Source organism: Duganella qianjiadongensis, from assembly GCF_009857915.1.
Classification (GTDB): domain Bacteria; phylum Pseudomonadota; class Gammaproteobacteria; order Burkholderiales; family Burkholderiaceae_D; genus Rugamonas; species Rugamonas qianjiadongensis.
This window is the reverse complement of sequence record NZ_WWCM01000012.1, coordinates 45,155-58,115: the sequence shown is the minus strand read 5'-3', so window position 1 is coordinate 58,115 and position 12,961 is coordinate 45,155. Positions and strand designations below refer to the sequence as shown.

10 protein-coding genes are annotated in these 12,961 nt (G+C 61.8%); 2 read left to right on the top strand and 8 right to left on the bottom strand.

The features are described from left to right. Positions 1-27: 27 nt before the first annotated feature. Together GTP27_RS16680 and GTP27_RS16675 are read right to left on the bottom strand one after the other, a co-directional pair. Entirely contained in the window at positions 28-2,889 is a 2,862-nt protein-coding gene (locus tag GTP27_RS16680) for a diguanylate cyclase (RefSeq protein ID WP_371865942.1), read from the bottom strand. A 187-nt stretch (positions 2,890-3,076) separates the two neighbouring features. Next, entirely contained in the window at positions 3,077-3,568 is a 492-nt protein-coding gene (locus GTP27_RS16675) for a winged helix-turn-helix transcriptional regulator (protein WP_155436292.1), read from the bottom strand. A gap of 300 nt (positions 3,569-3,868) precedes the next feature. Here GTP27_RS16675 and GTP27_RS16670 point away from each other — a divergent pair, with 300 nt between their 5' ends. Then, positions 3,869-4,705, top strand: a complete 837-nt coding sequence (locus GTP27_RS16670; RefSeq protein WP_161040299.1) for a response regulator transcription factor — start codon at positions 3,869-3,871, stop codon at positions 4,703-4,705. Between the two features lie 28 nt (positions 4,706-4,733). Here GTP27_RS16670 and GTP27_RS16665 read toward each other — a convergent pair whose 3' ends face one another. Continuing rightward, on the bottom strand, positions 4,734-6,281 hold the full coding sequence (locus tag GTP27_RS16665) for a methyl-accepting chemotaxis protein (protein WP_161040298.1): 1,548 nt from the start codon (positions 6,279-6,281) through the stop codon (positions 4,734-4,736). Between the two features lie 70 nt (positions 6,282-6,351). Then, entirely contained in the window at positions 6,352-6,924 is a 573-nt protein-coding gene (pnuC, locus tag GTP27_RS16660; protein ID WP_161040297.1) for a nicotinamide riboside transporter PnuC, read from the bottom strand. Between the two features lie 161 nt (positions 6,925-7,085). On the opposite strand from pnuC, the gene GTP27_RS16655 reads away from it, so the two are divergent. Next, entirely contained in the window at positions 7,086-7,856 is a 771-nt protein-coding gene (locus GTP27_RS16655) for a substrate-binding periplasmic protein (RefSeq protein ID WP_161040296.1), read from the top strand. Positions 7,857-7,875: 19 nt separating this feature from the next. Here GTP27_RS16655 and GTP27_RS16650 read toward each other — a convergent pair whose 3' ends face one another. From GTP27_RS16650 to GTP27_RS16635, 4 genes are all read right to left on the bottom strand, one after another. Further along, positions 7,876-8,655, bottom strand: a complete 780-nt coding sequence (locus GTP27_RS16650; protein WP_161040295.1) for an enoyl-CoA hydratase — start codon at positions 8,653-8,655, stop codon at positions 7,876-7,878. Between the two features lie 104 nt (positions 8,656-8,759). Then, the gene (locus GTP27_RS16645) at positions 8,760-9,956 is read right to left on the bottom strand and encodes an acetyl-CoA C-acyltransferase (RefSeq protein ID WP_161040294.1); all 1,197 of its coding nucleotides are present in this window, start codon (positions 9,954-9,956) and stop codon (positions 8,760-8,762) included. 41 nt (positions 9,957-9,997) lie between these two features. After that, positions 9,998-10,447, bottom strand: a complete 450-nt coding sequence (locus GTP27_RS16640) for a PaaI family thioesterase (RefSeq protein WP_161040293.1) — start codon at positions 10,445-10,447, stop codon at positions 9,998-10,000. An 83-nt stretch (positions 10,448-10,530) separates the two neighbouring features. Next, positions 10,531-12,948 carry a 3-hydroxyacyl-CoA dehydrogenase/enoyl-CoA hydratase family protein gene (locus GTP27_RS16635; RefSeq protein ID WP_161040292.1) on the bottom strand — a complete coding sequence of 806 codons (2,418 nt, stop codon included), beginning with the start codon at positions 12,946-12,948 and terminating at the stop codon, positions 10,531-10,533. Positions 12,949-12,961: the final 13 nt, after the last annotated feature.

The following is a 12,961-nucleotide window of genomic DNA, read 5'->3' as shown; positions in this document are numbered from 1 at the left end:
TGCAGAGTGCGTGTAGCGGCAGTCCGCTCAGGTTTCCAGATCGCTCGACAGACCGGTGCGGCGGCGCTCGCCAACCAGATTCAGCGGGCCGGCCAGATTCGTCACCAGCCGCACTTCGCCCGCCGTGACAGCCTGCTCCAGCTGCTGCATCAGGCGCGGGAACACGCCTTCGCTGCGGGTGGCGGCCGTGCTGTACAGTGCCGCCCACGCATTGCGTCCCGAACGCTTGGCGATGTACAGGCCCTGATCGGCCAGTTCCACCACCTGCGACCACGACAGCAATCGCGGCTGCTCCGGCATGAAGGGGAAGCAGGCGAACCCGATCGAGCAGGTTTTCGCCAGCGTGGCGCCATCAGGCAGTATGAATTCGCGTTCGGCCACGGCACGGCGCATGCGCTCGGCCACCACGTGGGCTTCCTCGCGGTGGGTAGCGCGCGCCAGCACCAGAAACTCTTCGCCGCCCCAGCGAATCACATAATCGGATTCGCGGAACACTTCGCGCAGGCGCTCGCGCATCTGCACCAGTATCGAATCGCCCGCTGCGTGGCCGTAACGGTCGTTGACTTGCTTGAAGTGGTCGATGTCGACCATGAAGAACACCAGATCCTTGGCCGCCGTCAGATCGCAGATGGTCAGTTCGCGGTGCTGACCGGCGTCGTGCGCGCGCAGGCTGAGCGCCACATCGGCATCCACATTCTGCAGGAAGAAACGGCGGTTGCGCAGCCCCGTCAGCTGGTCGGTCAGGCTGACTTCTTCCAGCGCCTTGTAGGCCCGCTCCAGTTCCAGATTCTTTTCCAGCAGCTGCTCCTGCGTCGCACTCAGCGCCTTCAGCGTCGCCGCCACCTGCCGGTAGGCGCTGGCGTTATCGAGCGCAATGGCGCCATAGGCACACAGGGTGCGGAAGATCAGCCGTTCGCGTTCGCCGTAGGCACTGGCCTGCAGCGACTGCACCGTCATCACGCCCAGCATACGCTCGCCCACATGCAGCGGCGCAAACAGCAGGCTCTGGGTCGGCAGCGTGCCCGGAATCAGGTTCGGCGTCAGATCGGCGGCGCCCAGTTCCACCAGTATTTCGCGCCGTTCGCGCACGCAGCGCGCCGTATTGGCCTGCGGGTCGGACAGGGCCACGCGCACGGCGGGCACCTGATTGCCCGCTTCCGTACCGAAGGCGCAAGTCAGCCAGTCGCCGTCGGCATCGAGCAGGAAGATGGAAAAATGGGTAGCGTCGAGCAGGCCGTGAACGTGCCGGTCCAGCGCGCGGAACACGGCCGCCGCATCGAGGTGGGCGGTGATCTCCTGCCCGATCGCGCTCAGGTGGGTCAGCGTGGCACTGGTCTGCTGCAGCACTTCGGCGCGTTCTGCCTCGGCGGCGGCCAGCTGGCGATGGTGCTCGCCTTCCGTCTGCGCCCGTTCGGTCTGGTACTGCACCTGCATGGCGATGGCGCGGTTGGTGGCCTGCTGGCTGTGGATCTGATCACGCGCGGCACCGGCCTGCAGCGAAATCGCATAGGCGCGCTCGTAATTGCCCACAGCCGCGTATTCGCGCGCAATCGCATCGAGCAGCGCGCCGGAAACGGTGTAGCCGTCGATGGTGCCGGCCACTTCCAGCGCCAGCAGCAGATAGTGCAGCACAGGGCTGGCCGCCTGCATGGTCTGCGGCGGCGGCAGCGCATGCTGGGCGTGGATATCGGCCAGCACATTGAGCGCTGCAATCTGGGCCGACGCATCCACATGTTCGCGCGCCAGCTGCAGCGCTGTCTGCGCCGCTGCCAGCGCTTCATCGGCCCGCCCCAGATGGGACAGGGCATGGGCCTGGCCGCGCCGCGCACTGCTGCGGAAGTCCGACTGGCGCAGCGCATCGCCACGGGCAGCGAGCTGGGTAAAGCTGTCCAGTGCCGCTTCGTAATGGCCCAGATCCAGTGCCAGATCGCCCTGATATTCGAGCGCCACCGCATACGCACGCGAGCCGGACAAAGGCTGCAGCGTGTGCAGCGCTTCGCGCAGCAGTGTATGCGCCGCTTCGCGCTGGCCCAGCTGGCGCAGCGTTTCGGCCGTCTGCATCAGACACATGCCTATGCTCAGCGGCCAGCCGGTAGGCCGCGCCAGATCCAGCCCGCGCTGCATCCAGTCGAGTGCCGCCTCATGCGCATTCAGGCTGGTAAAGCCATTACCGATATTGGTGGCGATGATGATGGCGCGGCGCAGCTGGCCGCTGGCCAGCGCCGATTCGAAACTCAGCATCAGGTGGCCGATGGCGCGCCCGTATTCGCTGCGCTGGAAGGCGCAGGTACCGAAAAAGTCGCTGATCCAGCCGGCCGCGATGGGCGCCACTGCGCTCAGATCGGTGCCGAAGCGCTGGCCCCAGCGCTGTTGCGCGGCCTGCCAGTCGCTGAAGGTATCGCAGATGCCGCTAGCCGCGTCGATCACGTCGATGCGCACGGCATCGCCCGCACTACGGGCTGCCTGGGCAGCCCGTTGCAATGCCTGATCGGCCGCATGGCTGTCGCCACGGTCATTGGCCAGCCACGCCTGCAGCCATTCGATATCGGCGCGTGCCAGCGCTGCTTCGCGCGGCAGTTCGGCCGTGGCCAGTTCCAGCTGGTTGGCTGCCTGCAGGCACAGCAGCTGCGCTGCATTCAGACGGCCATGCAGGGCCTCCGCTTCCGCGTCGATCAGCAGCACGCGGCAGCGTGCCAGCGCCGCCTGCGGTGCCGGCAGCAGCGCCAGCAAAGGAGTCAGTTCGGCGCACAGCCGGCGCGCCTGCTGAGTATCACGCTGGCGCTGATGCCAGGCCAGCAGCTGCAGCAAAGGCCAGCGCTGGGCGCCTTGCGCCTCGGCCAGCGCGGCCTGCCACTGCGCCAGTTCCTCGTCACGCGCAAACAGATTCACTCAATGCTTTCCTTTACTGTGGGCGCCCCGGTCGGGCACCATCGCCGCTGCGCTGGTTTGCGCGCTACACATTATTCCACAAATTCGCCGCGGCCAACGGAGCTGCAACATTTCTGATGAGCAAAAAAAGCGGCGCTTCCCTGCCGGGTCGCGCCGCATCACTTCCCTACAAGTGTAGCTTGCCGGTTCAGGCCATTTTGCTAATTTCCATCAGGCGGTTACGCATGCCTTCCGTCGCGGCCGGGCCCGGCGCAAACATATAATCTTCATCGTTGATGGCCAGACCGCTGTTGGCATCGACCAGCACCTGATCGGCCGGTTTGCCTGTTTCGCGGCTCACCACCAGCAGACTGGCGCCTTCCGGTGCCAGATGATCGTTGCCCCAGGCAATAAAGGCCAGCAGCACGGGTTTGAAGGCACGGCCTTTTTCGGTCAGGATGTATTCGAAGCGCGGCGGCCGGGTGCTGTACTGGCGACGCTCCATCAGCCCGCCTTCCACCAGACCCGACAGACGGCGCGTCAGCATATTCGGCGCAATCTTCAGGCTTTTTTCGAATTCGTCGAAACGGGTCAGGCCATAGAAAGCATCACGCAGGATCAGGATGCTCCACCATTCGCCTACTTTGCCCAGACTGCGGGCGATAGGACAGGCCATGCTGCCAAAATCAGTGTGTTTCATGCTTTACTCCTTGGTCTGCTAGTTCATTAGCGCATATGCAATATGGCTGACTCGGCATTGTTGCGAGCCGAATTCATTATTAACGATCCGAAAAATGCCTGCTTTTGCCACATGCGAGAGCAGTTTTGCTGGCGGAGAAAAGTGCGAAAAATAGTGCGTAACAGGGGGGATTTACAACAATCTTGCAAGCCAGTGGTAGCATATGTTTAATGAAAACAGAAACTATTCAACTTTTTGGCCTGTTAGCGCTACTATGCAACTTGCAGTGACAAAGTCTGTATAACCAACCTAGCCGAGGCCATGCCCATCGCCCGCCCTACCCCATCGAGCAAAATACTGGTCGTGGACGACTCCGCATTCGAACAGCGCCTGCTGGTCGATCTGCTGAGCGAACTGCCGTATTCTGTTTCGGTGGCCTTTAACGGCATGCAGGGCTATCAGCTGGCACTGGCCCAGCAGCCGGACCTGATCCTGCTCGATGTGCGCATGCCGGGCATGGACGGCTATGCTGCCTGCCGCCTGCTCAAGGCCAATCCGGCCACGCAGGACATCCCCATCATTTTCCTCAGCGGTAATGACAATACGGAAGAGCGCATCCTCGGCCTGACACTGGGCGGGGTGGATTTCGTCGGCAAACCGTTCTCGCCGGGCGAACTGGCGGCCCGCATACAGGTGCATCTGAATCTGGCCATGCGCGCGCGCCAGCAGCAGGCGCCGCGCACCGACCATGCGATTGCCGACACCATCGTCGCCGTAACGGATCCGGAAGTGGTAATCGTCAACGCCACCAAACGGCTGATTTCGAATAATCTGGCGGCCCCGCCCAGCCTGACGGACATCGCCAGCAAAGTGGGCACCTATCGCGAGAAACTATCGCAGCTATTCCGCGCCCATACCGGCATGACAGTGTTCGCCTACATCCGTGCTGCCCGCATCGAATGCGGCATGCATCTGCTGCGCGAAACCGATATCGAAGTGCAGGATATTGCCCTGATGGTAGGCTTTAACAATGCCGGCAACTTTGCCACGGCCTTCCGCGAAAGCACGGGCCTGACGCCTAGCGCCTACCGCCAGCAGCCCAATCCGGCGCCGGCACAGGCAGAAGCGCTGCCGGCCGAAAGCGGCAGCCACAAATAACTGCGGGCCGGTGGTCCGGCCCCCTCTCTCAGCGCAAGCGGAATTTGCTCACCACTTCGGCCAGATTGGCGGCCTGCTCCTGCATGGCGCCGGCCGCAGCGGCAGCCTGCTCCACCAGCGCGGCATTCTGCTGGGTCACTTCATCCATCTGGGTAATGGCGCGGTTAACTTCCGCTATGCCGGTGCTCTGTTCGCCGCTGGCGGCCGAGATTTCAGCCACCACATCGCTCACGCGACGCACGCTGGACACCACTTCCGCCATGGTCGCCCCGGCCTTTTGCACCAGCGCCGTGCCGCTCTCCACCTGCACCACCGAATCGTCGATCAGTTCCTTGATTTCCTTGGCCGCCGCCGCGCTGCGCTGGGCCAGATTGCGCACCTCGGTGGCCACCACGGCAAAGCCGCGCCCCTGCTCGCCAGCGCGGGCCGCTTCCACCGCGGCGTTCAGCGCCAGAATATTGGTCTGGAAGGCAATGCCATCGATCACGCTGATGATATCGACGATCTTGCGCGACGAGGCGCTGATGGAATCCATGGTAGTGATCACTTCATCGACCACCTTGCCGCCATCGCTGGCGATGCCGGAAGCGGACTGCGCCAGCTGGTTGGCCTGACGGGCATTATCGGCATTCTGCTGCACGGTCGAGGTCAGCTCTTCCATGGCCGAAGCGGTTTCTTCTAGCGAGCTGGCCTGTCCTTCGGTACGGCGCGACAGGTCCAGATTGCCGCTGGCAATTTCCGCCGAAGCGGTGGCGATGGCGTCCGTACCGTGGCGCACTTCGCCCACAACTTTCAGCAGGCTGTCGTTCATGGCGCGCAGCGAATCCATCAGCTGCCCCGTTTCATCGCTGGTGCTAGCGACAATGACGTTGCTCAGATCGCCCTCGGCCACGCGTCCGGCGATGCCCACGGCTTCTTCCAGCGGCGTCGCGACGATGCGCGCAACATACACTGCCAGCCCCATGCTAAGCACCATCAGTACCACCAGCAAGCCGATAATGGTGTTGCGCGAGTGCGCATAAGTGACGTCGGCTGCCTTGTCGGAGGCCGTGCTGCCTTCATCATTGACTTTCACCAGTGCATCGAGCTGCTCGAAGGCCGTGCGGAACAGCTTGTTCGAATCGCCGCGCAGCAGCGCGGCCGCCTCGTCATTCTTCTCTGCGCGCGACAGCGATATCAGCTTGCGGCTGGCCGCCATATACTCGTCCAGCGTCTTGCGCAGCTCGGCATACACGCGCCTTTCTTCGGGCTCGGAAATCAGCGCCTCGTAGGCCGTCTGCTGCTTGCGCAGGGTTTCCAGCCGGGATGCCATGGCCTTTTCCACGCTATCGAACTCGGCTGCATCATGCATGATAATGTGGTTGGATTCAGAAATCCGGTAGCGCGCCAGCGACACTTCGATCTGGCCCAGCGTGCGGATAGACGGCAGCCAGTTATCGGCAATATCGGTGGAAGCCTGATTGACCACGCTGAGCTGGCGGATGGCAAACAGCCCCAGCAAAGTGGCCAGCACGGTCACGACGGCAAACGCGACGATCAGCTTGCGGCCTATTCTCAAGTCAGAAAACCACTGCATGTCATCTCCTTTGGTTATTTTCTATCTAGTAACACCATGATAGAACGAGAAAAAACCAAAGTCGATGACTCTATGCAAGTTGCTTTTGAGAAGTCATCTGTCGGTGCCAGAACCACCACGAAATCAGCGCATTGACCCAGTAGGCGGCGTACAGCAAAGCCGTCAGTTGCAGGCCCCGGCTCAGGTAAAGCGGCACGGAAATGCTATTGACCAGTAGCCAGAATGGCCAGCTTTCGATGCGCCGCCCCATCAGCAGCAATTGCGCCACAATGCTGAATGCCAGCACGGCCGAATCGATAAACGGCGCATAGGCATTGGTATAAGCCTGCAGCAGCAGGCCGTAGCCTAGGGTGGCCAGCAGGGCCACCGCACTCATGCCTAGCAGCACGGCGCGGCGTACGCGCCGTATCGGCAGCTGCCCGCCGCTGTCGCCGCGCAGCCAGCGCCACCACCCTAGCAGGCAGGTAATAATAAAGAATAGCTGTAGCGCCACGTCGGCATACAGATTGACGCCATAAAACAACAGGGCAAACATGCTGCAGCCCACCACGCCCAGCCACCATGAGTGCACATTGTTGCGCCCCGCCAGCACGATAGACACCGTCATCACGGCATTCGCCGCCAGTTCCAGAGTAGAAACCAAAGTACTTCCCCGCTCACAGTTAGGGCGCGCCGCCATCGGCGCCAGCGCTATGGTAAGCCGCGAAGCAGCGTCTGACTAGCCAGCCGACGCGACAGCGCGAAAGCTTGACATTCTCCCCACTTCTGGCAAATTGTAGTCAAAGTTCATTGATCGGTTTCCTCATGCAAGCCCGTACCGTCGGCACTACTGTGGCCCTGCTGTATGCGACCGCCCTGCCGGCGCAAGCTGCTCACTGCCAGTTAAAGATGGCGCTGGAGCAGTGGCCGCCCTATGTTTTCAGCAAGCCTAACAGTGCCCCAACCGGGCTCGATCTGGAACTGACGCAAGCTATCTTGCGCGAAGCGGGCTGCGCCCTGCAACTGCTGCCCGAACTGCCCACGGCACGCCGTCAGCGCCAGTTCGAACAGGGTAGCCTCGATCTGCTGCTGGCCGCCTCCGATACGGCCGAGCGGCGCAAGATCGCCCGCTTCAGCATTCCCTACCGTACCGAATCGGTCAGCCTGTTTGTACGTAGCGAGCAATTGCCGCGCTATCAGCAGTTGCGCGGACTGGACGGCCTGCTCGCCATGCAGGTGTCCCTGCTGGCCCCCAAAGTGGGCTGGTATGGCAGCGCCTATGCCAGGCTGCAGCCGCAACTGCTGGCGAACGGCCACCTCAGTACCTTCCTGAATTTCCAGCAGGGCTTGCGCATGCTGGAGGCGGGACGCGCCGATCTGATACTGGGCGACACGGCCGCCCTGCGCTACGAAGCGCGCGAACTGGGTCTGGCCATCAGCGCCCTGCCCCTGACGGTGCTGCGCGCGCCCGTGCACCTGATGCTCAACAAGAGCACCACCACGCTGGAAGAACTGGAACTGATCAATGGCGCCATCCTGCGGCTGGAAAAACAGGGCGTGCTGGCCGAAATCCGCAACCGTTACGGCGAATTCTGACTAGCCGCCCTGTTTGCCATCAGGCGAACTGGCTGAAGTCCGGTTTGCGCTTCTGGAAGAAGGCCATAAAGGCTTCGCGCGCTTCCGGCGCCACCAGCATGGCGCCGAAGTGGACGTTTTCGGCCGCGATGGCATCGGCCACCGGCGCTTTGCGGGCCGCCTTCATCAGCTGCTTGGTAACGCGCAGCGAACTGGCCGGCAGTGCCACCAGCTTGGCCGCCTGCGCCTCGGCAAAGGCGCGCAGTTCGGCTGCCGGCAGGATTTTCGACACCAGCCCCATGTCCAGCGCTTCCTGGGCGAGGAAAGCTTCGCCCAGCATCAGCTTTTCTGCCGCACGGGGATAACCGGCCAGCTGCGTCAGCAGCAGGCTGGAGCCGTATTCAGGGCACAGGCCCAGCTGCACGAACGGCACGGAGAACTTGGCGTTATCGGCTGCATACACGAGATCGCAATGCAGCAGCAGGGTGGTGCCGATACCCACGGCAGCGCCCGCTACAGCGGCCACTACCGGCTTGCTGCAGTTAGCCAGCGCCATCATGAACTGGTAGACGGAGCGCGACTCGATGCCGGCGCCATCGTCAGGCCGGGCCGATTTCATGAAATCTTCCAGATCGTTGCCGGCCGTGAAAATCTCCGGCTTGCCGCAGATCAGCAGCGCGCGCACGCTGGTGTCCTGCTCGGCAGCGTTGATGGCGTCGGCCATGCTCTGGTACATCGCCGAAGTGATCGCATTCTTGCGTTCGGGGCGGTTGAATTCCAGCGTCAGAACGCCGTTGCTAATGCTGCTCAAAATATCCATGCTGTCTCCAAAAATAGTGAAAGGGCGCCGGAATACTTCGGGCGCCCTTGGGACGGTTGCGCTCAGGCGCCTATGCGGTCAGTGCAGCCGCCCTGCGCGTTCGTTTATACGCGCTCGATGATACCAGCGGCGCCCATACCTGCGCCTACGCACATGGTAACCATGCCGTATTTCAGGTTGTTGCGGCGCAGAGCGTGCACCACGGTGGCAGCACGGATCGCACCGGTGGCGCCCAGCGGGTGGCCCAGCGCAATCGCGCCGCCCATAGGATTCACCTTGGCCGGATCCAGACCCAGATCGCCGATCACGGCCAGTGCCTGGGCAGCAAACGCTTCGTTCAGTTCGATCCAGTCCAGCTGATCCTGGGTGATGCCGGCCGCTTTGCACGCTTCCGGAATGGCGAACTTAGGACCGATACCCATGATTTCCGGTGGTACGCCTTTGACGGCGAACGAGGAGAACTTGGCCAGCGGGGTCAGGTTGTGCTCGCGCAGGAACTTCTCCGACACCACCAGCAGCGCGCCTGCGCCGTCCGACATCTGCGAGCTGTTACCGGCAGTGACGGAACCTTTAGCGGCGAACACTGGCTTGAGCTTGCCCAGCGATTCGATGGTCGAATCAGCACGGGCGCCTTCGTCGGTATCCACGGTGCGGGTCTTGATCTTGATTTCGCCGCTAGCCAGATCCGGCGTGCGGGTGATGATTTCCACTGGCGTGGTTTCATCCTTGAAGAAACCAGCCTGCTGGGCGGCGATGGCACGGCGGTGCGATTCGACCGAGAAGGCATCCTGCGCTTCACGCGACACTTTCCACTGGGTGGCCACTTTTTCAGCGGTCAGGCCCATGCCGTAGGCCATGCCCACGTTTTCGTCGGTGAACATGTTCAGGTTCATCGATGGGTGATGGCCCATCATCGGCACCATGGACATGGATTCCACGCCGCCGGCGATCATGGCATCGGCTTCGCCCACGCGGATACGGTCAGCTGCCATGGCCAGCGCGGTGATACCGGAAGCGCAGTAGCGGTTGACGGTCACGCCGCCCACAGTTTTCGGCAGACCGGCCAGCAGTACGGATTGACGGGCAATATTGAAACCCTGCTCGGCTTCCGGGAAGGAGCAGCCGATGATGGCGTCGGTGATCAGGGCTGGATCGAGGCCAGGCGCCTGGGCCAGTGCCGATTGCAGTACGCGTACCAGCAGATCGTCAGGGCGGGTCTTGTTGAACATACCGCGCGGCGCTTTGCCGATCGGGGTACGGGTCGCGGCGACGATGTAGGCGTCTTGAATTTGTTTGCTCATTTTATTCTTTCAAAAATTTTTGATCGAAGTCGGTTGCGATATTAGCTACGCTTCTCGGATAAATACCATTCCACTTGAACCTGTGCGGCCAGCGTGCCGGCGGCGTCGAAGATATCGACTTCCACGGGGAACGCTACCTTGCCTTGCGCTTTCAACTCGGCCTTCAGCGCAGCCAGATCGCCGGGCACCCGGCCCACCGCACGGGTGGCGCCTTTGGCGACCTTCTGATACTGGATGCGCGATTCCTTGGCCACAGGGCGCAGAACAGGAATCAGCTCCGCAAAACCGCCCGCCATGGCTGCTCCGGAGGCCGTTTCGGCCAGCGTGAACAGCGCGCCCGCGTGCGGCGTGCCCAAGTGGTTGTGCAGCTTCTGGTCGTCCGGCATCGACACCTGCGCGGTGCCGTTGCCGATCTCGTCTATCCTGATGCCCAGCGTGCGCACCAGCGGCAGGGTATCCATCATCTGTTGCTTGATACGGTCATACACCATGCTCGGTCTCACTCGCAGTAATACTTTAAAAATCAGGCTCAGGACATTCATACACTTAGAAGCGTCGCTTAATGGCGCACTGCTTAGTTGCGGACCGGTTTACCGGTCTGCATCATGCCCATGATGCGTTCCTGGGTCTTCGGATGGTTCAGCAGTTCCAGGAAAGCTTTACGTTCCATATCCAGAATCCACTGTTCGCTCACGAAGGAGCCCTGGTCGATATCGCCACCGGACACGATCTCGGCAATCATTTCGCCCAGTTTGAAGTCGTGCGCGGAGATGAAGCCGCCGTCACGCATGTTCACCAGCTGGGCCTTGATGGTGCCGTAGCCGTAGCGGCCGGTCACTTGAATCGGTGCCTTCAGTGGCGGACGGTAGCCCTTGTCGAACATGGCGCGCGCTTCCACTTTGGCGACGTGCAGCAGTTCGTAAGGGTTGAACACGATCACGTCGTCTTCTTTCAGGTAACCCATGGCCTGTGCTTCCAGCGCCGATTTCGACACGTTGGCGGTGGCCGCGTTGGTGAAGCCGGTTTTCAGGAATTGCAGAATGTCGCTGCCCTTGGCTTCCTTGTAAGCGCGTGCTGCCGCTTCTTTCAGACCGCCGCCGGCAGGGATCAGGCCCACGCCCACTTCCACCAGACCGATGTAGGACTCGATCAGCGCTACGCGCTTCGATGCGTGCAGCGCCATTTCGCAGCCGCCGCCCAGTGCCAGACCGGCTACTGCGGCCACCACCGGCACGTTGGAGTACTTCATGGCCATGAAGGTGTCCTGCAGTTCGCGGATGATAGGATCCACCGCTTTAGCACCACCCTGCATGAACGCTGGCAGCGCCGACTGCAGGTCAGCACCGGCCGAGAAGGCACCGCCTTCGGCTGCGTCGGCACTCCAGATCACCAGACCTTTGTAGTTCTTGGCCGCTTCGGCCAGCGCCATCTTGAAGCCGGCGATCACGCCCTGGCCGATCACGTGCATCTTGGTCTTCAGCGAGATCACCAGCACCTCGTCGCCGCTGTGCCACAGGCGTACCGAGTCGTCCTCGAATACGGTGGTACCGGCAGTGCGGCCATCGATAGCGCCGGCGCCGAATACGGGAGCGCGGAACTGCTGACGCTGATACACGGCCAGATCCGAACGTGGCACGAACGATTTCGACACGGCCGACCACGAACCTTCAGGGGTGTGAACGCCGCCTTTTTCAGCCACAGGGCCTTCGAATACCCATGCTGGCAGCGGTGCGTTGCACAGTGCGTGGCCAGCGTCGATGTCTTCTTTCACCCAGTTGGCAACCTGGGTCCAGCCAGCGGCTTGCCAGGTTTCGAACGGGCCCACGTTCCAGCCGAAGCCCCAGCGCATGGCGAAGTCGATTTCGCGGGCGTTGTCGGCGATGCTGTCGAGGTGGATAGCGATGTAGTGGAAAGCGTCACGGAAGATCGCCCACAGGAACTGGCCTTGCGGATTGGTCGATTCGCGCAGTGCTTTCATCTTCTTGACGGGATCCTTTTCTTTCAGGATGCGGGCGATGATGTCGGCAGCCTTGCCGCCGCCGGTCACGTATTCACCGGTAGCGAAGTCCAGACGCTGGATTTCCTTGCCTACTTTTTTGTAGAAACCGGCGCCGGTCTTCTGGCCCAGCGCGCCTTTTTCTACCAGACCAGCCAGTACGGCCGGGGTTTTGTAGACGGCAGCGAAAGGATCGTTCGGCAGGTAGTCCTGCATGGTCTTGATGACGTGGCCCATGGTGTCCAGACCGACCACGTCGGCGGTACGGAAGGTGCCCGATTTGGCGCGGCCCAGTTTGGCGCCGGTCAGATCGTCGACCACGTCGCACGACAGGCCGAATTTTTCCGCTTCATGGACGATGGCCAGAATGCCGAACACGCCTACGCGGTTAGCGATGAAGTTAGGGGTGTCCTTGGCACGTACCACGCCTTTGCCCAGCGTGGTGGTGAGGAAGCCTTCCAGTTGGTCGCTGATTTCCGGCTTGGTGAACTCGGTCGGGATAATTTCGACCAGGTGCATATAGCGCGGTGGATTGAAGAAGTGCACGCCGCAGTAGCGCGATTTCAGATCCGCGTCGAAGCCTTCCGACAGCTTGGTGATCGACAGACCCGAGGTGTTCGAGGCGAAGATCGCGTTCGGCGCGATGTGCGGCGCCACTTTGGCGTACAGGTCGTGTTTCCAGTCCAGACGCTCGGCGATGGCTTCGATGATCAGATCGCACTCGGCCAGCTTGGCCAGGTCGTCTTCGTAGTTGGCCACTTCGATCAGAGCGGCGTGTTCCTTGTTACCCAGCGGTGCAGGCGAGAGTTTTTTCAGGTTCTCGATAGCGCGCAGCACGATGGCATTCTTAGGCTGGCCGCCGGAGACATGCTCCGGCTTTGCCGGCAGGTCGAACAGCACTACTGGCACTTTAGCGTTGACGCAATGAGCGGCGATCTGCGCGCCCATCACGCCGGCGCCCAGCACGGCTACTTTTTTAACGATGAAATTGGTCATGTCGTATCCTTAA

Bases quoted from the DNA above. Each gene is read 5' to 3' on its own strand.
- GTP27_RS16675 (WP_155436292.1), bottom strand. From the start codon at position 3,568: ATGAAACACACTGATTTTGGCAGCATGGCCTGTCCTATCGCCCGCAGT.
- GTP27_RS16670 (WP_161040299.1), top strand. From the start codon at position 3,869: ATGCCCATCGCCCGCCCTACCCCATCGAGCAAAATACTGGTCGTGGAC.
- GTP27_RS16665 (WP_161040298.1), bottom strand. From the start codon at position 6,281: ATGCAGTGGTTTTCTGACTTGAGAATAGGCCGCAAGCTGATCGTCGCG.
- GTP27_RS16655 (WP_161040296.1), top strand. From the start codon at position 7,086: ATGCAAGCCCGTACCGTCGGCACTACTGTGGCCCTGCTGTATGCGACC.
- GTP27_RS16650 (WP_161040295.1), bottom strand. From the start codon at position 8,655: ATGGATATTTTGAGCAGCATTAGCAACGGCGTTCTGACGCTGGAATTC.
- GTP27_RS16645 (WP_161040294.1), bottom strand. From the start codon at position 9,956: ATGAGCAAACAAATTCAAGACGCCTACATCGTCGCCGCGACCCGTACC.
- GTP27_RS16640 (WP_161040293.1), bottom strand. From the start codon at position 10,447: ATGGTGTATGACCGTATCAAGCAACAGATGATGGATACCCTGCCGCTG.
- GTP27_RS16635 (WP_161040292.1), bottom strand. From the start codon at position 12,948: ATGACCAATTTCATCGTTAAAAAAGTAGCCGTGCTGGGCGCCGGCGTG.